The organism is Streptococcus sp. A34 (assembly GCF_043674115.1).
GTDB lineage: Bacteria > Bacillota > Bacilli > Lactobacillales > Streptococcaceae > Streptococcus > Streptococcus suis_V.
Map to the genome: position 1 here is coordinate 14,023 of NZ_JBIMJM010000016.1, position 24,026 is coordinate 38,048.

A 24,026-nucleotide genomic window follows, 5' to 3' on the forward strand; every position below is an offset into this window, starting at 1 on the left:
TTTTCCCTTTTTCGGTCATATCCTTTGCCTTGACTTGATCGAGAAACCAAGGCTGTTCAGATACAGACTCAACCATAGACACTTCTTCCTAGAAAGGACACTCCATGCTGCCTTATCCATTTTCTTATTTTTCCAGTATTTTCTCTGCTCGGAAAATGTTTGATAACCGTCGCTTGCTGACTCTCTGGCAGCGTCTCTTTACCACCGTCTTTTTGGTGGCCCTCTTGGTCCTGCCGACTTCCTTACAGACCTTGAGTCTAGAAAGCTATCCTTTGGACAATTTTGTCGAGGGTGTTTATGCACCACTGACAGACCAGGTGGTCGAGGATTTACAGCAACATAGCCAGCTGGAAAACAATCAATTGACCTACACAGGACAGGGCATTTCAGACCAAATCACCTTTGGCAATCAAGTCAGCCAGAGCTCGGATTTTTCCTATCAATTTGGCCAGGACATGCTGACCATTCGCAAGGGCAGCGATACCTTGGCTGAGCTGGGTTACACTGGCATGACCGCCGATGATTTTTCTAGTAAGGAAAAGCTAACCAAGGCCATCTCTAAAAATTGGTACCAGGCAAACAAGGCTTTGATTGGGCTGGGTATCAGCCTGGTATCAAGCTTTATCTTGGCAGCCAATCTACTCTTTATCCTCTTGGGGGCCAGTCTCTTTCTCTATCTGACCAAGAAATCTCGTTTCTTCCACTTTGAAACCTTCAAGGAGTGCTATAACTTCGCCCTGAATTGCCTGGGTGTGCCAAGTCTGATTGCCTGCTTGATTGGACTCTTTGGTCAGCCTGTAACAACTATCTTAACCATTCAAAATATCCTCTTTGTCCTCTGTCTCTTGTGGGTATTTTTCAAAACAAAATTCCGTAATCAACTTTAGGAGGTTCCTATGCGTGCAACCATCAAGGACGTAGCCAAACTGGCTGGTGTGTCGCCGTCTACGGTGACCCGCGTCATCCAAAACAGCTCTTCTATTAGTCAAAAAACCAAAGACCTAGTTAGAAAGGCTATGGCGGACCTTAACTACCACCCAAATCTCAATGCTCGTAGTCTGGTTTCCAGCTACACACAAGTGATTGGCTTGATACTTCCTGAAGATTCTGATATCTTCTACCAAAACCCTTTCTTCCCAACAGCCCTGCGTGGCATTTCACAGGTGGCTGCTGACCACAATTATGCGATTCAAATTTCTACGGGAAAAAATGAAGAGCAGCGATTGGAAGCTATTTCTCAGATGGTCTACGGAAAACGAGTTGATGGTCTAATTTTCCTTTATTCCAAGCCAGATGACCCACTGGTCCAGCTAGCCATTCAGCATAAGTTTCCCTTCCTCATTCTCGGTAAGGCAGATTCTCCATTTATCTCCCTAGTCGACAATGACAATATCCAGGCTGGATTTGAAGCGACCAATTACTTTATCAATAAGGGCTACAAGAATATTGCCTTTGTCGCTGGGAACAGGGAATTAGTCGTTTCCCAAGACCGCTATACTGGCTATAAAAACGCCCTCAAATCTCATAATATCCCTCTTGATGAAAACAAGGTCAAGTTTGTGTCTGGTTTCCTATTGGAAGACAGTTCCTACAAGATTTCAAAAAAATTACTCAAACAAGATATTGATGCTATCGTCACAACCGATACCATGGTGGCAGAAGGGATTGTCAAATACCTCAACGAAGTCGGTACAAAACTCCCTATCATCTCCTTTGACTCTGTCAAACCAAAATTGGATATTGAAGCCTATGTCGATGTCCACGCCATCAAGCTGGGACGCGTGGCCTTCAATACCCTCCACCAAATCATCAGCGACAATAAGGAAGACAAGCAGGTTTGCTACCGTCGTGTCATTCCGCATACGATTACTGAACTTTAACTTAGAAAGGAGCCATTCGGCTCATGGCATTAAGACAATTTCAAGCATTTCTAGATGATGTAGCTACTATTCGCTTGGTTATGGAAAAACGATTTGATACCGAGCACATGAGTTTTTCCCTCGAGTCCGACGATGCCACATCTCAACTTTTCATTCATTCCTGTCTGGAGGTAGAAAACCTGGTTCTCTACTATCTGACCAGCCTACACGCCTTAAATTTGGACAAGGACTATACCATTTACGACCAAGACCGCAATAAAATAGAGCTAGGCTATGGTCACATTGTCCGCTCTGCTATTTTCGAACAAAACTATACCTATGATGGCAGTGATTTGGGGGCAACTTATAGCCCGCAGTCCACAAGTTTCAAACTCTGGGCACCTATCTCCAAGCAGGTATTTTTAGTCCTTGAAGGGACACCATATACTATGAAAAAGGGTTCAAAAGGTGTCTGGCAGGTCACAGTAGAGGGTGATTTGGACAGTCAAAGCTACCACTATCTCCACAAAGTCAATGGCGAGTGGATTTCTGTTCATGACCCCTACGCTCTTTCATCCAAGGCAAACTCTGGTGATAGCTATGTCATCAACCCAAATAAACTCCACAAGGTGCGTCGCGCCAAGACCCAACGACCGATTTCTCAAGCTATTGTCTATGAAATGAGCGTCCGCGATTTCTCTTGGCAGACAGAAGCTGGCTTCAAACACCGTAGCCAATTCCTCGGTCTGACCGAATCACCTGTCTTGGACGGTATGAAACTGGGAATGGACTATATCAAAGATCTGGGCGTTACCCATATTCAGCTTCTTCCTGTTTATGATTTTGGAAGTGTAGATGAAAATAAACCCCAAGCTGTTTATAACTGGGGTTACGACCCTATGCAGTACAACCTGCCAGAAGGCTCCTTCTCCAGCCTACCAAATGACCCCTATGCCCGCATTCTAGAACTCCAAGAGGCCATCCAAGCCTATCACGATGCCGATATTTCCGTCAATATGGACGTTGTTTACAACCATGTTTATCATGCTGAGAAATACGCATTTGAACTGATTGTCCCTGGTTATTTCTACCGTTACAACGAACATGGTATGCGGACGGATGGTACTTTCTGTGGCAACGATGTCGCTAGCGAACGCAGCATGGTCCGCAACTACATCAAGCAATCCCTCCGCCAATGGACTAGTATCTATGGTTTTGATGGCTTCCGTTTCGACTTGATGGGCATTTTGGACAGCCAAACCATCAACCAAATCCAAGAGGAATTGTCAGCCATTCATCCAAATATCTATCTCTATGGCGAAGGTTGGAAAATGGCAACTGGTCTAGACTATGAAAAACTGGCCCACCAGTACAATGCAGACCAGCTCCCAGAAGTGAGTTTCTTCAACGATGACTATCGAGATACCTTCAAGAAACTCTTGCTCAACCCTACCCGTCTAGTTGATAAACAACTACACGAAAAAGTGCAGCATCTCCTGACTGGAAGCCGCTACAGCCACTTCATCGCACCGCAACAGTCACTGAACTACATCGAGTGTCATGATAATGCGACAGCCTTTGACTACTTCCATATTGAACATCCAGACTGGACACCTCAGAAACAAAAACGAGCTGCAAGCTTTGGGCTACAATTGGTCCTCATTTCTCAAGGAATGGCCTTTATCCATAGCGGACAAGAATTCTTCCGTACCAAAGATGAGATTGATAATAGCTACAATATTCCGGATAGAATCAATCGCCTAGACTGGACACGGGCAATTCGTTATAAGGAACATATTCAATTTATTCAAGAGTTAATTGCCTTCCGGAAGGACAATCCAATTCTCAGCCAGAACAGCTATGAAACCATCCAAGAAACCTGTGACTTCTACTGGTTGACTGAGTATGTCCTCCGCTATCAAGTCACAAATGGCGACAAGACTATCCAGTTTATTATCAACTTTGCGGATAGCGATTTTGTTTTTGAAAATGAAGAAGAACGAACCATTCGTTTCAGCTTCCCACCCGTTGACGATAATAAAGCCCAACAAATCACCCTTGCTGGACAAAGCATTTGTATTTTGGAAACTAAATAGGACTTTAGACCGATGTCTGAACTGCCCCCCTAGAGTATACTATAGTCAATCCTAAATATTTTTCATATCTCCTTAGAACTCATCAGCTTATGCTGGTGAGTTTTTTGCATGATATAAAGCAACCCAGTTCTTGACTGGGTTGTTCATCTTACATTAAGTCTATGATTTTCCGACCAATTCTCTCAATATCATTCTGCATACCTCGAAGTTCAAAGGTATCAATAACAGGGAATCCAAAGCGCTCAGAATACTGCTTGGCAGTCAAGCAATATTGGTTGTTGAAATTGCGATTGCCTGAACCAACCACACCCAGACAGAGCTCTGCATTGTCCCCAAAAGCGATAAAATCGCCTAAAGGATTGGTCAGAATCTCCACATCTCCGTTATCGACACCATTTCCGCCCTCCAGATAAGTAGGAAGAAAGGCGACAAAAGGAGCATCCAGCTGGTAAAAGGGAATGTCCTGCTTGACCAAATCTTTGATATGAACTAGCTCAATCTCCCAGTCAGTTTGAAATTGGAAAAAAGACTTTAGACGTTTCACAAAACTCTCTGTATTGCCACTCAGGCTAATATAAACTAGGTAAACAGTTGGTTTCATAAGTCTCCTCTCCGAAGAAAAACACTACATATAGAATACAAATACTATTGTACTCCTATATGTAGTTTTTTGTCAATTAGTCACTTTCCACAAACCGACCAATTATATTGACATTATCCGCTACGGATACAAAAGCCTGAGAATCTGCCTTTTTCATAATTTGCTTAAATTCACTAAACTCAGCACGAGTGATTATGACAATTAGAACAGTCTTTTGCTCATGATTGTAGGCACCCTCCGCACCATTGATGATGGTCACTCCACGATTGAGTTTTTTGTGAATTTGTTTGATAACCCGCTCAGGCTGATTGGTAATAATCATAGCCTGCATTCGTTTTTGTTTCACGAAAATCGCATCGGTCATCCGACTGGAGATAAACAGCGCAATCATTGAATACAGGGCATATTGCCAGCCAAAGGTCATCCCTGCAATTAACATAATCATAATGTTGACAATCAAGGAAATGGAGCCAACTTGTCGTCCCGTCTTCTTGCGAATAATAATAGAGACAATATCAGTACCACCACTGGATACATTGTTCCTAAGCGCAAATCCAATTCCAGTTCCCAGCATGAGACCACCAAAAATAGCATTTACTAATGGATCCGTCGTCAGGGTAACTGGCGGCATAAATTGGATAAAGAAAGAACTGAAGGATACCGTAATAAAGGTAAAGATAGTAAATTTATAACCAATTTTATACCAAGCTAAGATAAGCAAGGGAATGTTCAGGCCGTAGTAAACCACCGCAATCGATACATTCCAACCAGCGTAAGAAGCTGCCAGAGCAGAAACAATCTGTGCAAGACCAGTAACTCCAGACGAATAGACATTCCCTGGTCGAAAGAAAAAATTCACCGCAATACTAGATAGGAGTCCATAAATAATGGACCCCGATATCCGTTCTGCATATTTTTCTCGAGAAATCCCCGAAATAACTGACCAAAATTTATTCTTTCTGGCCTTTCTTAAGAAAAGAACACGCTGTTTTCTGAAAAATTTATTCATTTTCAAGTGTAATATCTAAAGCCAATTCCTCTAATTGAGCTGATGCAACCGTACTTGGTGCCTGTGTCATCGGATCTGATGCCTTGTTATTCTTCGGAAAGGCAATTACTTCACGGATATTGTCCTCACCTGCCAAGAGCATGACAAAACGGTCCAAACCGATAGCCAAGCCACCGTGTGGTGGGAAACCGTAGTCCATAGCTTCGAGCAAGAAACCAAACTGCTCATGGGCATCCTCAGCTGAGAAACCAAGAGCCTTGAACATCCGTTCTTGCATGTCTTTTTGGTTGATACGAAGGCTACCGCCGCCCAACTCATAACCATTCAAGACAATATCGTAGGCAACTGCACGCACCTGTGCCAAATCACCATCCAAATGATGAGCCGTTTCTTCTGTAGGCAAGGTGAATGGGTGGTGGGCACTCATGTAGCGACCTTCTTCTTCAGACCACTCAAACATTGGCCAATCCACAATCCAGAGGAAGTTGAACTTGCTTTCGTCAATCAATCCCTGCTCTTTAGCCAAGCGATTACGCAAGGCACCCAAGGTATTGTTGGCAACTTCCAATTTATCTGCCACAAAGAGAACTAGGTCCTTGTCTTCAAGTTGTAAACTTGCTGTCAAGTTTGCTGTAATGTCTGTCAAGAACTTAGCAACTGGGCCCGTTAATTCTCCCTTGTCTACTTTAACCCAAGCAAGACCTTTGGCACCAAATTGTTTAGCGTATTCTGTTAATTTATCAATGTCTTTACGTGAGTAGCTATCCGCCGCACCCTTGACCACAATGGCTTTGACAACTGGTGCTTCTGAGAAGACTTTAAAGTCAACTTCCTTGACAACCTCTGTCAAGTCTTGCAAAAGCATCTCAAAACGAGTATCTGGTTTGTCAGAACCATAGAAGTTCATCGCATGGTCATATGACATACGTGGGAAGGGCAAGGTCACATCGATTCCTTTGGTATCTTTCAAGACCTTGGCAATCAAACCCTCTACTATGTCTTGGATCTCAACTTCATTCAAGAATGAGGTTTCCAAATCCACCTGTGTAAACTCAGGTTGACGGTCCCCACGCAAGTCTTCATCACGGAAACACTTAACGATTTGGTAGTAGCGGTCAAAACCTGCATTCATCAAGAGCTGCTTAGTAATCTGCGGACTTTGCGGAAGGGCATAGAAATGACCTTTTGATACACGAGATGGCACCAAGTAGTCACGCGCACCTTCTGGCGTTGACTTGGTCAACATTGGTGTTTCCACATCGATAAATTCAAGCTCGTCTAGGTAGTTACGAATGCTGTGGGTTACGGCTGCACGCAATTTGAAGTTGTTGAGCATTTCTGGACGACGAAGATCCAAATAACGGTAACGAAGGCGGGTATCATCACTAGCTTCAATCCCGTCCTTGATTTCAAATGGAGTCGTCTTGGCCGTGTTCAACACTGTCAAACAGGATACTTGTAGTTCAACAGCTCCTGTTGGGATATTGTCATTAGCTTGCTCACGCTCCACTACTGTTCCTGTCACCTCAATAACAAATTCAGAGCGAAGTCCCTCTGCCTTTGCCATCAATTCCGCATCAACTGACTCAGGATTAATCACCAATTGCATAATACCTTCACGGTCACGTAAGTCAATGAAAATCAAGCCACCCAAGTCACGACGGCGGCCAACCCAACCTTTCAAAGTAATTTCCTGTCCGACATGTTCCTTTCGAACACGTCCTGCATACATAGAACGTTTCATATTCTTCCTCTTTTACTGATTTTATACCTATTCATTCTACCATAAAATGGCTAATTTTTGGGGGAAATTGCCGAGAAAAATCGAAAAACCAGCCCTAACCGACTGGTTTACTATATACCATATCCAAATGCAGAATATCGTCCTCTAGATAGACTTCTGAAACTGGTTCGAAGCCAAGCGATTGATAGAATCTTTCCAAATAGGCTTGAGCCCCGATTTTAATCAGACTTTCCTTCCACTCGGTTGTAATGTAAGCGATAGCTTGCTCCATCATAGGCCGACCCAATCCTTTACCACGATGGCTTGCCTTGATGACCACACGACCGATGGAAACTTCATCATAACTTAGACCAGCCGGCAAGATTCTCAAGTAAGCTACTAACTCTCCTTCATCAGTTCCCAAAAGATGAAGACAGTTTAAATCCTTTCCATCAACTTCAGGATAGGGACAAGCTTGTTCTACAACAAAGACATCCGTTCGCAGTGTCAAGATGCTGTAAAGCTCCTGTAAACTTAATTGGTCAAAGGCCTTGATTTCCCAATTCATATCCCCTCCTAAGGTAAGAAATTGCCTGCACTCTTGTAAATATCGTACCATTCCGGACGAGTCAGTTCAAACTTGTTGGCCTGAGCAATCCGTTTCAAACGATCTACATTCATAGAACCGGCAATGGTCTGAATCTTCGCAGGATGCCGCAGTATCCAAGCTACGACAATTGTTTCATGTGAAACATGGTACCGCTCTGCTATTTCCTCAAGGGTGCGATTGAGCTCTGTATAGTCTGGATGGTTAGCAAAAATCCCCTTTTGTAAGTCAATCAAGAAGGGGGACCAAGCCTGAATAGTGACTTTTTTGAGCTGGCAATAATCAATCAGTCCACCATCCCGCATCGTAGCCACATCATCTTTCATATTGACATGGAGACCCGCATCAATCAGAGGCGTATGGGCAGGCGACAACTGGAGTTGATTTACAGCCAAGGGCTTATCCAAATAGGACTGGAGCAGTTCCATCTGGTAAATATTCTGGTTGCTGACGCCAAAATGGCGAACCTTACCGGCTTTTTCTAGCAAATAGAAGGCTTCAGCTACCTCCTCTGCCTCCATCAAAGCATCCGGTCGGTGCAAACATAGCACATCCAGATAGTCCGTATCCAAGCGCTCTAAAATCCCATCAACCGACTGCAAAATATAGTCTTTTGAAAAATCAAAATAGCCCTTGCGGATACCGCATTTGGACTGGAGAATGATGTCCTCGCGCCTGATACCCAGCTCCTTCATGGCAGAGGCAAAGCGGATTTCCGATTGACCGCCACCATAAATATCGGCGTGATCGAAAAAGTTTATTCTCTCTTCCAGACTGGTCTCTAAGACCCGACTAGCTTCCTGATCTGACAGGGCTACCATGCGCATACAGCCCAAAGCAATCCGTGATACCTGTAAACCTGTTTGTCCTAATTCTTGCATTGGATACTCCTTTTGAAAACGTTTTTCTATTCCCATTATAGCACAAAAACCCGACAAATGCCGGGTTTTGAAAATCTATGAACGAGTTTTGCACAAACTGTGGAAAACTCGTGTAAAAATGACATTTTCTGTGGAAAACTAGGGTTTCATTTCCATAAAAAACTTCTCCACATCCCTTTCTTGACTTCGTAAAAAGATATGTTCGGCATAATCATAAAGGAAACTCTTAGGATTGACCTTGCTTAGCTCCTTATAAGCCTGGCTAGAATAAACATCCTTTGCCAACCAATTCTGGTCAATCTTTTCACCAGAAAAGTAAGCGCGATTGACTGGTACCATAAACCGAGAAATGCTCTCCGCAACCTCCGTAGAGTACCAACCCTCATCGTGCATCATCCGGTGGACCATAATGTCGCTACTATTGTCAAAAACAGACTGCATATGAGCTGTTAATTCACGCAAATCTGGATTTGTAGGCTGAGCTTTTTTTGCCCAAAAAGCCGTATCCAATTGCCCTTTTTGATAATCTAAGCCAGACTTATCCACAGTCACCTGACCTATTACAGCAGGATAGACTGAGAAGGCTCCGTTCACCACCTCAGTATAAGTGGTCTTTCCAAGGTCCTCTGAAACAATGTTCTGGGCATGCGTATGGCCAGAAAAACCAAATTGAACCCCATAGCGATCCAATAGCCGCTTGACATCTATCGTATTATCCAGAGTATAGCCTTTGGACAGCATGTGGTGCTGCCGAAGGACATTGTGGTGTACAACTGGAAGGGCCTGGACACCAGCCTCTTCAGCCGCCTGCAACTGCTCCTCCATCCAGTCTAGCGTCTCCTTCTTGATCCGACCATTGGTCTTTGGACCTCCTTTTCCCATCCCATCGCTGTAGATATTGGAATCCAGCATGATAAACCACAGATTAGAAGAAACCTTGCTCAAATAACTAAGAGAATGGGCATCGCGATTGGCCGCTTGATTATAACCAAAATCTACAAAAATCTCCGCAAAATCCTTATGGGAAACCTGAGCAACCACTTCCTGCTGGTCTCCCTTAAAGGCGCGCGCCCAGCCACTGGCTATATCATGATTTCCTGGTATCACCTGCACCTGGGTACCAGCTTTCTCCATCTTCCCAAAATACTCCGCCAACTCCAGCATGCTCTGCTTTTCACCATTGAGGGTCAAATCTCCACTGACCAGCAAATGCTTGGGCTTATCCCGTTTGACCTGCTCCAAAAGAGCATCCATCCGCTCTTTTCCATAGCGGAGCTCCTTACCAGCAGCCGTCTTTTCGATATAGGAGAAAGCCTCGCCAGTATCAAATAAAGTTGGTGACAGATAATGGAGATCACTGATAATCCAAATTTGATCCTCCTTGGTCAAATTTCGATTCGGATATGCAACGACCTGCTGTTGAGTAGTGAAGTTCAAAATTAACAAAATACTGAGTAACAAACCAGTTAAGATTATCGTTTTCTTCATAGTCCCAGTATATCACTGATAACATTTACCAACAAGAAAAGGCTCCTAAGAACCTTTTCAAATTGAAAAATCAGTTTAACTTCGTCATTATTTTGCAAACTCTGCTGCCTTCATGCCCGCCTGACGGCCAAACACGATAATATCCGCCACCGCATTACCACCAATACGGTTTTGACCATGAACACCACCAGTTACTTCACCAGCAGCATAAAGACCAGAAATTGCTGAACCGTCTGCTTTCAATACTTCAGTATTGGTATTGATTTTCACACCACCCATTGTATGGTGAATACCAGGTGCAACTTTAATGGCATGGTAAGAACCAGTATTCAAAGCATGGTCCATACCTGATGTGCGACCAAATGCTGCATCATTTTTATCTGCCACAGCCTTGTTCCAAGTATCAAGTGTTGTTTGAAGAGCATCCGCAGGTACACCAATTTCTTTGGCCAAATCCGCAAGAGTAGCACCCGTTTTTACAAGACCTTTTTCTTCGTATTGAGCAATAGCCTTCACACGATCTTTCAAGGCATCATCAAAGATAACATAAGCGTAGTTTGGATCCAAACTATTGATAGCTGCAGAAACTTTATCACGTGTTTCCAATTCGTTAACAAAACGCTCACCTTTTGAGTTGACAAGGATAGCACCTTCGCCACGAACTGCTTCTGTAATCAAGTAAGAAGTTTCTTGCTCAACACTTGGGTGAATTTGGATTTGTTCCATATCAACAGTTGCTGCACCTTCTGATTCAGCAAGCGCAATACCATCACCTGTTGAACCTTCTTGGTTGGTTGTAACATAACCTTTCAATGCTGGATTTAATTTAGCAACCATTTCCAAGTCTGCACCGAAACCACCAGTTGCCAATACAACTGCTTTAGCTGAGATTTTCTTAGTTTCACCAGCAATCTCAACTTCAACACCTGTTACAGCCCCGTCTTTATCTTGGAGTTTTGTAACATCTGCATTAACAAAAATTGGTACTTCACGTTCAACAAGATTGTGGTAAAGACCATTTACCAAGTAGCCACCAACAGCTGAACCATCTGCTGGACGGTGTGTACGTTTTTCACTCATACCACCTGTAGTAGTCAAGTTACTAAGAGTAATACCCAACCCATCCAACCAGTCAATTGCACTAGCTGAATTGTCGACAAGATAACGAAGCAATTCGGGATCGTTTGTTCCCTTACCACCCTTCAAAGTTTCTTCATAGAATTTATCATTTGTATCAGCAATTCCTTCTGCTTCCTGGAATTTGGTTTGAGAAGCATTCATGCCGGCTGATGATTTAGCAGTATTACCACCAATAACTGGCATTTTTTCTAATAATACTACGCTAGCACCTGCATCTTTTGCTGAAATTGCAGCAGACATCCCTGCTCCACCAGAACCCACGACGATTACATCATAGCTGTCTTTCAATTCGGATGGATCCGTGTATTCCTTCACGGATGCACCAGAAACGGCTTCTTCTTTAGAAGATGAAGTTGTTGTACTAGACGTCGTTGACGTAGCTGAATTCTCTGCTTTACCACCGCAAGCAACCAAAAATAGAGCTGCAAGAAAAGCAAAAACAATACGTAACCATAGGTTTTTCTTCATAAGTTCCTCCTGTTTGTTGAGATATTCACATTATATCATTTTGTTTAATTTATTTCAATATATATTCTAAAGGAACAAATGAAATTGTGCAGTAAAACCAAAAATGCACAAGCTATTGCCAGTGCATTCTTATTACTTGTCTTATTTGTCGAATTGTGCAAAAAATTGCTCAATTTCTTCTATTGTAGCCTGACTACCTTTTTGAAGTATGGAAACTGCTTTTCCTCCTTCAATATATAACAAGCTTGGAACCGTTTCGATACCACTTGCCTTTAGAAACTGCTCTAATTGACCAGTTGGATCTTCTTCACTATCCAAATAATAGACAGTTTGTTGTGTTTGTTCAACTGTTTGACTCAATTTGGGAACAAAGGCTCTACAATATTGACAAGATTCCCGACCAACATACAAGAAAAATGAATCCTTGTTTGCTAATTTATTCTCTACTTGGTCAATACTTAGTTCTTGATAAGACTTAACAGCTTCCGCATATTCAGACGCAGCATTAACAGGTTGACTTGTTGACTTGACAAAGTAAATGATTGATGTCAGACCGAGAATGACTAGTACAATGCCAATGAATTTTCGTACCATTTTTCCTCCTAATTGATATGGAAAAAGCCCAGAATAGGGCTTTTAACTTTGAACAAATCTTAGAGCATTTTGTTGTAGAATTCTACGACAAGTGCTTCGTTGATTTCTGGGTTGATTTCGTCGCGCTCTGGCAAGCGAGTCAATGAACCTTCAAGCTTTTCAGCATCGAATGATACGAAAGCTGGACGGCCAAGAGTAGCTTCAACTGCTTCCAAGATAGCTGGAACTTTAGCTGACTTCTCACGAACTGAGATCACTTGACCAACTTCAACGCGGTATGAAGGGATATCAACGCGTTTGCCGTCAACAAGGATGTGACCGTGGTTTACGAATTGACGTGCTTGACGACGAGTGGTTGCCAAACCAAGACGATAAACGACGTTATCCAAACGACGCTCCAAAAGAAGCATGAAGTTGAAACCAAGGGTACCTTGTTTGATTTTAGTAGCTTGTACGAACAAGTTACGGAATTGTTTTTCACCCAAACCGTAAGAGAAACGCAATTTTTGTTTCTCAGCCAATTGCAAACCGTATTCTGATAATTTAGAACGGTTGTTTGGTCCGTGTTGACCTGGTACGTAGTTACGACGTGCCAATTCTTTACCTGTACCTGTCAATGACAAGCCAAGACGACGAGCTTGTTTCCAAGATGGTCCTGTATAACGTGACATAAAAATGTCCTCCTCAATAAAATAAATATATTGTAGGAAATAACGTCTTAGGCAAACCTGATTCGTGCAGGAGGCCTTCATCGAAACAGCAACGATTACTCTTCTTGCTGACCTTCTGTTGACGAGCTTCATTTTGCCCTGCTGTTATTTCGCACAAAGATTAGTATAACACAAAAAAAAGGCTCTGTAAAGCCTTTATATTAGTTAATCCAAATAATGAATCAAAATCTTCTCCGTCAAGATGTCTGAGTAGGTATAAGATTCCACAAAGGTATTGTTGGGATCCTCATACTCCACAATAAAGAGTGACTGATAGACCTCGATAATCCGACCTTGCTTGTTTTTTTCACGCTTACGCCCATTCTCCAGGGTCAATTCCACAATTTGCCCTTCATGGTCCTTAATATCCTGTTTGATTTGCTTCATCTTGGCAACATCTGTAAATGCATCACTCATGCTCTATCCATCCTCTCTCTTGGAAATACTTGCAAATTTATTATATTCTTTTTGGAACATGAGTTCCACGGTACCACGCGCACCCGAACGGTTTTTCTCGATGATAACCTCGACCGTATTGTTGGGAATACCACCGTCTTCCTGCTCTCCGCGTTCATAATAATCATCACGATAGAGGAAGGCAACAATATCCGCATCCTGCTCAATCGAACCCGATTCACGAATATCAGAAAGTACTGGACGTTTGTCCTGCCGTTGCTCAACTCCACGAGACAGCTGACTGAGGGCAATGACCGGCACTTTCAACTCCTTAGCCAGAATTTTCAGCTGACGGGAAATCTCCGAAACCTCTTGTTGCCGGTTTTCACGACCAGTCCCTGTAATCAATTGCAAATAGTCAATCAAAACCAAACCGAGATTGCCGGTTTCTTGGGCCAATTTCCGCGACCGCGAGCGAATTTCCGTAATTTTGATACCCGGTGTATCGTCGATATAAATGCTAGCCCGCGCTAAATTGGCTTGAGCCACCATATACTTGTTCCACTCTTCTTGAGTCAAGTGACCCGTACGAATGGCACGCGAATTGATAACCCCTTCCGAGGCCAGCATACGGTCCACCAAGCTCTCTGCACCCATTTCCAAAGAAAATATGGCGACGGTCAAGCCTAGCTTGGTCCCGATATTTTGCGCGATATTGAGGGCAAAGGCCGTTTTCCCCACCGCAGGACGGGCCGCAAGGATAATCAACTCTTCCTCGTGGAGTCCTGTCGTCATTGCATCCAGTGCAGGATAGCCCGTCGCAATCCCCGTAATGTCCGAAGTCTGCTTGGCACGGGTTTCCAGATTATCAAAGTTGATATTGAGGACATCGTCAATCCGTTTGAAACCGCTACGGCTAGCTCCTTCGCTGACATCAATCAGGGCCTTCTCTGCATTGGCAATAATATCATCCGACCCGTCAGCTCCATCGTAGGCCTGATTAACAGTCTCTGTCAGACGAGCAATCAACTTACGCAGGTTGGATTTCTCAGCGACAATCTTGGCATAGAACTCCGCATTGGCCGCCGTCGGTACCGAACTAATAATCTCTGCCAAATAAGCCAAGCCACCGATATTTTCCAAGTCACCATGATTGACCAAGTAGTTACGCATAGTCGTCGCATCAATGGCCTCATTCTTGTCCGCCAACGCAATCATTGCCTTGAAAATCAGCTTATGGGCGTGCTTGAAAAAGTCTTCAGCCTCGATATACTCACGGACAAAGACCAGCTTGCCCTCATCTAGGAAAATGGCACCCAACACCGACTGTTCCGCCAAAATATCCTGGGGCTGTACCCTCAATTCGTCTAATTCTGCCAAGATTTCACCTCCTCACCAATATGACTAAAAATCAAATAGTTTAAGCCTCTTTGATACTCAAATTGATGACGCCTGTTACATCCTGATAGATTTTCACAGGAACATCAATCAAACCCAACGCACGAATTGGGTGGTCCAATTGAATATGACGCTTGTCAATCTTGATACCAAATTGTTTTTCCAATTCCTCGGCAATCTTCTTGCTGGTAATAGAGCCGAAGGTACGTCCGTCTGGCCCCACTTTTTCGACAAATTTGACCAAGGTAGCTTCCTCAGCCAGCTTTGCCTTGATGGCTTCTGCTGCTGCAACCTGCTCGGCATGGGCTTTTTCTTTTGATTTTTCTTGACCACGCAGGGCACTGATAGCCTGGGTAGTTGCCTCTTTGGCTAAGTTTTTCTTAATCAAAAAGTTTTGGGCATAGCCTGTTGGCACTTCCTTGATTTCGCCTTTTTTTCCTTGGCCTTTTACGTCTGCTAAAAAGATAACTTTCATCTATTCTCTCCTAACTTTCACTAAGTTCCTGACGAATCGTATCCGTCAATTTATCATAGACTTGATCCATTGTAAGGTCGTAGACTTGGGCTGCAGCCAGGTTAAAGTGACCGCCTCCGCCCATTTCTTCCATAATCCGCTGGACATTGATTTTACTGTGGCTTCTTGCAGAAATCGCCACATAATCTTGGGTATTTTCCGTCAGAACAAAGACTGCCTCAATGCCTGCAATATCCAAAATGGTATCCGCCGCCTTACTTGGAACGACTGTATCGTACTTCGTTCCTTCCTTGCCACGGGCAATGACGATTTGGGGTTCAAACCGCTGTCCTTGCAAAATCAGCTCGTTAATCTGACGGTATTCATCAAATTCTGTCGCTGAAATCTGCTGAATTTCCAGACTATCACTACCGCGAGTACGCAGATAGCTAGCCACATCGAAGGTCCGACTGGTCACGCGCGAGGTAAAATTCTTGGTGTCCAGCATAATCCCCGCCATCAACAAGCTTGACTGAAGACGATTAAGCTTGTGGCGCTTGTCATTCTGGAATTGAATAAGCTCTGTCACCAACTCACTGGCTGAACTTGCACCACTCTCTATATAGGTCAAGATAGCATTATCAGGGAAATCCGTATCTCTACGATGGTGGTCCACGACTATAACCTGGGTAAACAAATCATACAATTCCTTATCCAAGGTCAAGCCAATCTTAGAATGATCCACCATGATCATCAGAGAGTGGGAAGTAACCATCTGCTTGGCTTCTTGAATTGTAAGCAGGTTCGAACAATTCTCATCGCTCAATTTTTTTATCGCACGAACAATATCCGGGGCCATCTCATCGGGATTATAGACCGTATAGGCATTGTTCATGATATTTTGCGCAAAATACTGCATCCCAACAGAGGAGCCCAGAGCATCCATATCCAAGTTTCGATGTCCGACTACAAACACCGCATCGACTGACTTGAGCTTATCAGACACCGCTGTCATCATGGCACGAGTACGGGTACGAGTACGTTTGACAGATGATGCTGAGCCACCACCAAAAAAGAGCGGTTGTTTACGGTCGTCATTCTCTTTGACAACAGCCTGGTCACCACCACGGACCTCTGCCATGTTCAAATTTTGCAGGGCAACTTGACCAATTTGATGATGGTTGGTTGTCCCGTAAGCCAAACCCATACTAAGCGTTAGGCTCAATTCTAACTTTTTAGCCTCTTCACGAAACTTGTCAATGACCGAAAATTTATCTTCAATCAAACTTTCCAAAACACCGTAGTCCGTGAAAAAATAGAAACGATCCATAGAACCACGGCGGTAGTAAATGCCATAACCATTACAAAAATCGGACACAAACTGAGCCAAGAAAGAATTGACCTGGCTAATCTGAGAATCCGTTATTGTATCCTCCAGCTCATCATAGTTATCCACCGAAATGATCCCGATAACTGGTCGACTGCCAATCAAACTATTGGTTGCAGAATATTCATTGGAGGCATCAAAAAAGTAAAATAAGCCCTGTTCAAAATCAACATTGACCGCATAGCGTTTTCCAGAAAAATTAGCATAAACCCTATCTTCATCTAGACCGACATCAATAATTTCACGTAGCTTTTTCTGGTCAAATTCACCATTTTCCTGAGCGAAAATCAACTCCGCAAAAGGATTAAACCACTCGACTTGATTGGTCTCTGCTTGAACCTTAATCACACCGATCGGCATCTGATCCAAAAGCTTCATGAGACCAGAATTTGCCTGACTATTTAAATATTCAATCTGCTCCAGTTCGCTAAATTCATAGGAATGTTTCTGATAAATAAAGAGCACAACTAAGACAATTAAGCTCAGTAAAAGCGCAAAAATTGTGAGGACGCTTGTCGGAAAAATGCGGTGAATAACAGCCACTAGTCCAAACAAAATCAGTCCAATCATGACAAAATGAATTGTCGAAAATCGAAATTTTTTCATCACTAACCTCTGACTGCCATTCTACCATAAATTACCGAAAAATTCTAGCTATGACCCTGAAATCCAAAGGAAAAAGCAGTCACAAGGACTACTTCTTATCCTTATTTTTGGCAATGGAACGGCTACGCCCTTCCAAATAGACCATGAGAATGGAGATATCTGCTGGATTGACACCGGAAATCCGACTGGCCTGGCCGATGGTTTCTGGTGAAATCAGCTTGAACTTCTGACGGGCTTCGGTTGCTATGGAGTCAATGTCATCCCAGTCAATGTCGGCTGGAATACGTTTTTCTTCCATGCGTTTCATCTTCTCTACCTGATCCAAGGCCTTGGCAATGTAGCCTTCATACTTGACCTCTGTTTCAATCAATTCAATAGTCTTGGCATCCAAGTCCTCTGCCGCAGGGCCGATAAATGCTACCGCATCTGCGTAGGTCACATCTGGACGACGCATGAATTCCTTGGCAGTAAGGGCATCTGTCAAGGGCTTGAAGCCCATGGCTACGACTTTTTCATTGGTTTCCTTGATTGGCTTGAGTTTGATAGACTCCAAGCGTTTCATTTCATTGTCAAACTGGTTTTTGTGAATCTGGAAGACCTGCCAGCGTTCATCATCCACCAAGCCTACCTGACGACCAATCTCCGTCAGTCGCATATCCGCATTGTCATGACGCAAAATCAAGCGGTATTCTGCCCGACTGGTCAAGAGGCGGTAAGGTTCCACCGTTCCCTTGGTCACCAAGTCGTCAATCATAACGCCGATATAACCGTCACTTCGTTTCAAAATCAACTCAGGCTTGCCCTGTACCTTGAGGGCGGCGTTGATACCAGCGACAATTCCCTGACCTGCTGCTTCTTCATAACCTGATGTTCCGTTGGTCTGACCTGCTGTGAAGAGTCCAGAAATTTTCTTGGTTTCCAGCGTCGCCCGCAACTGATGAGGCATAACCATATCGTACTCAATGGCGTACCCTGTCCGCATCATTTGGGCATTTTCCAAGCCTTTAATAGAGTGAATCAAGTCCTGCTGCACATCTTCTGGCAGACTGGTTGACAGCCCTTGGACATAGATTTCGTCTGTATTGCGACCTTCTGGCTCTAGGAACAGCTGGTGACGTTCCTTGTCGGCAAAACGCACAATCTTGTCCTCGATGGACGGACAATAACGGGGCCCAATCCCCTTGACAATCCCTGAAAACATAGGTGCCCGGTGGAGATTGCTGTTGATAATCTCATGGCTGGTCGCATTAGTATAGGTCAACCAGCAAGGAATCTGATCCTGCAAATAATCCTCATCCTTGGACAAAAATGAAAAATGGTTAGGCTTTTCATCGCCTGGTTGAATCTCCGTGTCTTCATAGTTAATGGTACGAGCATTGACACGCGGTGGCGTTCCTGTCTTGAACCGACCGATTTCAAGACCAAGCTCCTTCAGATTATCCGCCAGCGTGATAGAAGCAAGGCTATTGTTAGGGCCTGATGAATATTTGAGGTCACCGATGATAATCTCACCACGCAGGGCTGTACCAGTTGTCACTACGACCGCCTTGGCTGAGAATTTCTGGTTGGTAGCCGTGCGGACACCGATAACCTTGCCATCCTCCACCAAAATCTCATCAATCATAGTTTGACGTAGGGTTAGATTTTCCTGACGCTCCACCGTCCGCTTCATCTCTGCTGCATACTCTGCCTTATCTGCCTGAGCCCGCAAGGCACGAACAGCTGGCCCCTTGCCCATATTGAGCATTTTCATCTGAATGTAGGTCTTGTCAATGTTGCGGCCCATTTCGCCACCCAGGGCATCGATTTCCCTTACCACAATCCCCTTGGCAGAGCCGCCAATAGAGGGATTACAAGGCATAAAGGCCACCATATCCAAATTAATAGTTGCAAGCAAGGTCTTACAGCCCATCCGACTGGCTGCCAAGCCCGCCTCTACACCCGCATGCCCCGCACCAATCACGATGACATCGTAGTTTTCTGCAAATGTGTGTGTCATGTTGTTTACTCCTTCATGTTCATAATGTGTTTAACTTGTCCACTCCAGTTTGGCAATTCCTCTGCCAGAAAAACTGGTACGACATCTAGGTTGACAAGTTTGTCAACGTCTATCCATTCACAAGCTTGTTTCAAGTTGTCTTCAATCATCTCCTCAGGCATTTCTCCAACAGGCTCCACGATAAAATGAAGCTCGATATTGTGAAAGTCTATACCTTCATGTGTAAATTGATTTTCAACAACAAAAGCCAATTGATTGACACGACTGTCAACCCCTAATTCTTCTTTGACTTCTCGAACAGCCGCATCCGCTGCTACCTCATTGACCTCAACTGCACCGCCAATGGTATAATAACGGCCCTTATTATCTTTGGTCAGGAAAATCTTCCCATCCTTTATAATCAATGCAGTCGCTCGAACACCAAAAATTTGGTTGTCAACTCTGGTTCTGAAATCCATTTATCCTTCTCTTTTCTAAAATTTCGTCCAGATATGGAACTAAGTTTTTCTTATTTTTATCGGTAGGAGCTAACCATAGAAAATCTGTATGCTCTTCTGGGTCAAGAAGAATGGTTTTCGGTTGTTCAGGAAGTGTCACTTCATAGACTAGACTTGTAAACACCGTCTGTTTTTCTTCATCAAACTGACTATCTTCATGGATAATGATCAGATTTTCCTTTTCTATCGAAATACCTGTTTCTTCAAAACACTCTCTCACTGCAGCATCACGGGGCAATTCATTCTCTTCGACACGACCGCCTGGAATGTCCCAATATTGAGGAAAAACATTGGGTTTGCCACGCTTAGTCTGCGAACGCTGAATAATCAAGTGGCTGTCTGCAACAGTCAGCAAGACATGGGCAATCAATTTAACAGGCATGGTTTCCTCCGCTACTTTAGTTGTCTTTGTTCATAAAATGCTTTAGTTGTCCGTCCCAGTTGGCTAACTCGGTCTTAAGAAAGGCTGGATTGAGATTCAGTTTCTCTAAGCCCGCAAAAGCAACCCATTCACACTGGCGAACAGAATTTCCTTCTTCCAGATTGGTAGCTGGATTAGACAGTGGGGTAACTATATAGAGAAATTCAATCTGATGATAGGATTTCTCCTGCAAGGTGAACTGATTTTCAACGATGAAAGCTAGTGGTCCAACCTCCACATCAATTCCGATTTCTTCTTTCATTTCCCGTTGCACAGCCTCTTCGGTTGTTTCGCCAAGCTGAATAGCTCCACCCAAAGTGTAGTATTTCCCTTCAGGCGACTTAACGAGATAAAGTTTCTCATCTTGTACCACCAAGCCCGTTGCCCGAACACCGAAGATTTGATTGTCGTGTCTCGTTCTGAAATCCATCTTCTCTCCCCAATCGCAAAAAATAGCCAAAACTCTCGAAAATTGCAGGACAAAAAAGCCTACAATTCCCATGAGCTTTGACCATCATAGTTCTTGTTAGAAATATTGTATCAAATTGTCCTGACAAGTCAAGTTAAACAATCTTTACAAACCTGTCAACTAAATATACTGACAAGCCACTCCATCCTTGTAGGCCATATCAATCATTCCACCGCCCAGACATTCTTGTCCGTCATAGAAAACAACGGCTTGTCCTGGTGTGATAGCCCGTTGTGGCTCTTCAAATATGACTTCTGCCTTATCACCTCTTACCTTGACAGTTACTTGACTGTCTGGTTGACGGTAGCGGAACTTAGCTGTACACTCAAGTGTGAATTCTTCAGGCATATCACGTGTAAAATGAACTTGACTAGCCTGTAAAGAAGTTGACATCAAGGACTCATGATAGAAGCCTTGTCCGACATAGAGGATATTTTTGGACAGGTCTTTTCCGACAACAAACCAAGGTTCATTATCCCCACCGATTTGTCCTCCGATACCAAGCCCGCCCCGCTGGCCGATCGTATAGTACATGAGGCCTGTATGTTCTCCCATATCACGACCGTCAACGGTCATCATGCGACCGGGCTGGGCTGGCAAATACTGCCCTAAAAATTCTTTGAAGTTCTTCTCACCGATAAAGCAGATACCTGTCGAGTCTTTCTTCTTAGCTGTCGCCAAGCCTGCTCGCTCTGCTATTTCCCTCACCTGAGGCTTTTGTAAATGGCCGAGCGGAAACATGGTTTTCTGCAACTGTTCCTGTGATAGTTGGCTAAGGAAATAGGTCTGGTCCTTGCCATTGTCTGCTCCACGTAGCATATGGACGGTGCCGTCCTCGTCGCGTGACACCTGAGCATAATGCCCTGTCGCCACATAGTCCGCACCCAAGTTCATAGCGTAATCCAAGAAGGCCTTGAACTTGATTTCCTTGTTACACATGACATCTGGATTGGGCGTCCGTCCTGCCCGATACTCTGCTAGGAAGTACTCAAATACGCGGTCCCAGTACTCTTTTTCAAAGTTGACAGAGTAGTAAGGAATGCCGATCTGGTCTGCCACTACAGCCACATCCTTGTAATCTTCTGTTGCTGTACAGAAGCCATTTTCATCCGTGTCATCCCAGTTTTTCATGAAGATGCCGATCACATCGTAGCCCTGCTCTTTGAGCAAGAGAGCCGTAACCGATGAATCCACACCGCCACTCATACCGACAACAACACGGGTTTTCGAATTGTCAATTGACATCATCTTCTCCCATCTTTTCGTAGAAATAACGATTTGAAGGTCGTATTCCAAAAATTTTTTCAAAAAACGATTTGAAGGTCGATTTTGAACAACTTGTATTATACCACACAAAAGGGAGAAGAAACAGGAATTTGGTATTGAAACCCCATTCATCTAGGCATTCTATCCAAATCAAAAATTTGATATAATAGTATTAAGAAAAACGTGAGGATAGTTATGACAAATTTAAAATTTCAATCGGTCTTTGATATTATCGGGCCTGTTATGATTGGACCTTCTTCCAGCCATACAGCTGGGGCAGTCCGCATTGGGAAAATTGTGTCTTCCATCTTTGGTGATGAGCCAACCGAGGTCGAATTCCAACTTTACAACTCTTTTGCCAAGACCTATCGTGGGCACGGTACGGATGTGGCCTTGGTAGCAGGCATTTTAGGCATGGATACAGACGACCCACGCATTCCTGACTCTCTGGATATTGCTCGGGAGCGTGGTATTAAGGTTTACTGGCGTGTCAACAAGGACAGCAATACCCCCCATCCCAATACCACACGAATCATCATTAAAAATGACAAAAAGTCCATCTCAGCCACAGGCGTTTCAATTGGTGGAGGCAATATACAAGTAACGGAGCTCAACGGCTTTTCTGTCAACCTGAATATGAACACTCCGACAATTATCATCGTTCACCAAGATGTTCCAGGTATGATTGCCAAGGTAACTGACATCTTATCAAAATACAATATCAATATTGCTCAAATGAACGTGACACGTGAACAAGCTGGCGAAAAAGCTATTATGATTATCGAAGTGGATGCTCGCCAATGTGAAAATTCTATTGCAGAAATTGAAAAAATTCCCCATCTGCACAATGTTACCTTCTTCAACTAGAAAGAGAAAGACATGTTTTATACTATCGAAGAATTAGTTCAGCAAGCCGAACAGTTTTCTGGCAATGTAGCTGAACTCATGATTGCGACTGAAATTGAATTGACAGGGCGTAGCCGAGAAGAAATCTTGACAATCATGTCAAGAAACTTGACAGTCATGAAAGCGTCGATTGTTGACGGATTAACAGAAAGCAAGTCCGTTTCTGGATTGACAGGTGGTGACGCTGCCAAGTTGGACGCTTATATGAAAAAGGGCAAGACGCTGTCTGATTCCTCTATCCTATCGGCAGCAAGAAATGCTATGGCTGTCAATGAGTTGAACGCCAAAATGGGCTTGGTCTGTGCCACCCCAACTGCTGGCTCTGCTGGTTGCTTGCCTGCCGTTCTTGGTGTTGCTATTGACAAGTTAAGCTTGACAGAAGAGCAACAACTTGACTTCCTCTTTACAGCTGGAGCCTTCGGTCTAGTTATCGCCAACAACGCCTCCATCTCTGGAGCAGAAGGAGGCTGTCAGGCAGAAGTTGGCTCTGCCTCTGCTATGTCAGCAGCGGCATTAACCCTTGCTGCTGGAGGAAGTCCCTACCAGGCTAGTCAAGCTATCTGCTTTGTCATTAAAAATATGCTAGGGCTGATCTGTGACCCAGTCGCAGGTCTGGTAGAAGTCCCATGTGTCAAACGAAACGCCATGGGAGCTAGCTACGCTATGGTGGCTGCAGATATGGCTCTAGCAGGTATCGAATCTAAGATTCCTGCAGATGAAGTCATCAATGCCATGTACCAAGTGGGTTCTGCCCTACCAACTGCCTTCCGTGAGACTGCCGAAGGAGGCCTGGCTGCCACACCAACTGGTCGCCGACTAGCACAAGAAATCTTCGGCGAAAATTGACAACCTTGTCAAGACAAAAGGACCTCTACGGTCCTTCAGACTGAAGACAAAGTCGTTAGAATTATATTTCTAACGGCTTTTTCATATGTAAAGTAGTATAATAGAGATAGGAATACTAGCTAATAAGCAGAAGGAGAATCGCTATGTTACACAAAGAAAATCCAGACTACAATCGCGGTCAATTTGGTTTCTACAGTTTAGATGA

Annotated in this window: 23 protein-coding genes; 5 read left to right on the forward strand and 18 right to left on the reverse strand. The window is 43.9% G+C overall.

From position 1 onward, the window contains the following. The first annotated feature begins 104 nt into the window (after window positions 1-104). From ACHBGV_RS05565 to pulA, 3 genes are read left to right on the forward strand one after another with little or no spacing between them, the layout of a single operon-like run. Entirely contained in the window at window positions 105-887 is a 783-nt protein-coding gene (locus ACHBGV_RS05565) for a hypothetical protein (RefSeq protein ID WP_105122415.1), read from the forward strand. 9 nt (window positions 888-896) lie between these two features. Next, window positions 897-1,880: a LacI family DNA-binding transcriptional regulator gene (locus tag ACHBGV_RS05570; protein ID WP_105110258.1), complete on the forward strand. Its 984-nt coding sequence runs from the start codon at window positions 897-899 to the stop codon at window positions 1,878-1,880. Window positions 1,881-1,903: 23 nt separating this feature from the next. Then, window positions 1,904-3,955 (forward strand): type I pullulanase, encoded by a 2,052-nt coding sequence (gene pulA / locus ACHBGV_RS05575; RefSeq protein ID WP_394735838.1) that lies wholly within the window; start codon window positions 1,904-1,906, stop codon window positions 3,953-3,955. Window positions 3,956-4,103: 148 nt separating this feature from the next. Here pulA and nrdI read toward each other — a convergent pair whose 3' ends face one another. From nrdI to mnmA, 18 genes are all read right to left on the reverse strand, one after another. Next, window positions 4,104-4,556 (reverse strand): class Ib ribonucleoside-diphosphate reductase assembly flavoprotein NrdI, encoded by a 453-nt coding sequence (gene nrdI, locus ACHBGV_RS05580; RefSeq protein ID WP_105160376.1) that lies wholly within the window; start codon window positions 4,554-4,556, stop codon window positions 4,104-4,106. A gap of 76 nt (window positions 4,557-4,632) precedes the next feature. Then, on the reverse strand, window positions 4,633-5,571 hold the full coding sequence (locus tag ACHBGV_RS05585; protein WP_394719332.1) for a YitT family protein: 939 nt from the start codon (window positions 5,569-5,571) through the stop codon (window positions 4,633-4,635). After that, window positions 5,558-7,309: an aspartate--tRNA ligase gene (gene aspS / locus ACHBGV_RS05590; RefSeq protein ID WP_172079473.1), complete on the reverse strand. Its 1,752-nt coding sequence runs from the start codon at window positions 7,307-7,309 to the stop codon at window positions 5,558-5,560. Before aspS ends, ACHBGV_RS05585 begins: the two co-directional genes overlap by 14 nt. Window positions 7,310-7,403: 94 nt before the next feature. Next, a complete protein-coding gene (locus ACHBGV_RS05595; RefSeq protein ID WP_394735839.1) occupies window positions 7,404-7,856 on the reverse strand; it encodes a GNAT family N-acetyltransferase in 453 nt (150 codons plus the stop codon). An 8-nt stretch (window positions 7,857-7,864) separates the two neighbouring features. Next, window positions 7,865-8,776 carry an aldo/keto reductase family oxidoreductase gene (locus ACHBGV_RS05600; RefSeq protein WP_125266286.1) on the reverse strand — a complete coding sequence of 304 codons (912 nt, stop codon included), beginning with the start codon at window positions 8,774-8,776 and terminating at the stop codon, window positions 7,865-7,867. A gap of 138 nt (window positions 8,777-8,914) precedes the next feature. Next, window positions 8,915-10,264 (reverse strand): metallophosphoesterase, encoded by a 1,350-nt coding sequence (locus ACHBGV_RS05605; RefSeq protein WP_394735840.1) that lies wholly within the window; start codon window positions 10,262-10,264, stop codon window positions 8,915-8,917. 87 nt (window positions 10,265-10,351) lie between these two features. Continuing rightward, the gene (locus ACHBGV_RS05610; RefSeq protein WP_105160029.1) at window positions 10,352-11,872 is read right to left on the reverse strand and encodes a flavocytochrome c; all 1,521 of its coding nucleotides are present in this window, start codon (window positions 11,870-11,872) and stop codon (window positions 10,352-10,354) included. A 141-nt stretch (window positions 11,873-12,013) separates the two neighbouring features. Continuing rightward, complete coding sequence (traF, locus tag ACHBGV_RS05615; RefSeq protein WP_105110266.1) at window positions 12,014-12,466, reverse strand: conjugal transfer protein TraF; 453 nt, start codon at window positions 12,464-12,466, stop codon at window positions 12,014-12,016. Between the two features lie 59 nt (window positions 12,467-12,525). Then, complete coding sequence (gene rpsD / locus ACHBGV_RS05620) at window positions 12,526-13,137, reverse strand: 30S ribosomal protein S4 (RefSeq protein WP_105122426.1); 612 nt, start codon at window positions 13,135-13,137, stop codon at window positions 12,526-12,528. 204 nt (window positions 13,138-13,341) lie between these two features. After that, window positions 13,342-13,593, reverse strand: coding sequence for a Veg family protein (locus ACHBGV_RS05625; RefSeq protein ID WP_105111313.1), 252 nt, complete (start codon window positions 13,591-13,593; stop codon window positions 13,342-13,344). Window positions 13,594-13,596: 3 nt separating this feature from the next. After that, window positions 13,597-14,952, reverse strand: coding sequence for a replicative DNA helicase (gene dnaB, locus ACHBGV_RS05630; protein ID WP_394735841.1), 1,356 nt, complete (start codon window positions 14,950-14,952; stop codon window positions 13,597-13,599). 40 nt (window positions 14,953-14,992) lie between these two features. Then, on the reverse strand, window positions 14,993-15,445 hold the full coding sequence (gene rplI, locus ACHBGV_RS05635; protein ID WP_105122429.1) for a 50S ribosomal protein L9: 453 nt from the start codon (window positions 15,443-15,445) through the stop codon (window positions 14,993-14,995). A 10-nt stretch (window positions 15,446-15,455) separates the two neighbouring features. Next, complete coding sequence (locus ACHBGV_RS05640; protein WP_394735842.1) at window positions 15,456-17,417, reverse strand: DHH family phosphoesterase; 1,962 nt, start codon at window positions 17,415-17,417, stop codon at window positions 15,456-15,458. A gap of 88 nt (window positions 17,418-17,505) precedes the next feature. Continuing rightward, complete coding sequence (gene mnmG / locus ACHBGV_RS05645) at window positions 17,506-19,416, reverse strand: tRNA uridine-5-carboxymethylaminomethyl(34) synthesis enzyme MnmG (protein WP_105160726.1); 1,911 nt, start codon at window positions 19,414-19,416, stop codon at window positions 17,506-17,508. Between the two features lie 5 nt (window positions 19,417-19,421). Next, window positions 19,422-19,874: an NUDIX domain-containing protein gene (locus ACHBGV_RS05650; protein ID WP_105160725.1), complete on the reverse strand. Its 453-nt coding sequence runs from the start codon at window positions 19,872-19,874 to the stop codon at window positions 19,422-19,424. Beyond that, complete coding sequence (locus tag ACHBGV_RS05655) at window positions 19,852-20,295, reverse strand: NUDIX hydrolase (protein WP_257117228.1); 444 nt, start codon at window positions 20,293-20,295, stop codon at window positions 19,852-19,854. Before ACHBGV_RS05655 ends, ACHBGV_RS05650 begins: the two co-directional genes overlap by 23 nt. A gap of 16 nt (window positions 20,296-20,311) precedes the next feature. Next, on the reverse strand, window positions 20,312-20,764 hold the full coding sequence (locus tag ACHBGV_RS05660) for an NUDIX hydrolase (protein ID WP_105160723.1): 453 nt from the start codon (window positions 20,762-20,764) through the stop codon (window positions 20,312-20,314). Window positions 20,765-20,923: 159 nt separating this feature from the next. After that, window positions 20,924-22,048, reverse strand: coding sequence for a tRNA 2-thiouridine(34) synthase MnmA (gene mnmA, locus ACHBGV_RS05665; protein ID WP_394735843.1), 1,125 nt, complete (start codon window positions 22,046-22,048; stop codon window positions 20,924-20,926). Between the two features lie 216 nt (window positions 22,049-22,264). Here mnmA and sdaAB point away from each other — a divergent pair, with 216 nt between their 5' ends. Then, window positions 22,265-22,936 (forward strand): L-serine ammonia-lyase, iron-sulfur-dependent subunit beta, encoded by a 672-nt coding sequence (sdaAB, locus tag ACHBGV_RS05670; protein WP_024379555.1) that lies wholly within the window; start codon window positions 22,265-22,267, stop codon window positions 22,934-22,936. 12 nt (window positions 22,937-22,948) lie between these two features. After that, a complete protein-coding gene (gene sdaAA, locus ACHBGV_RS05675) occupies window positions 22,949-23,821 on the forward strand; it encodes an L-serine ammonia-lyase, iron-sulfur-dependent, subunit alpha (RefSeq protein WP_394735844.1) in 873 nt (290 codons plus the stop codon). The last annotated feature ends 205 nt before the right edge of the window (window positions 23,822-24,026 follow it).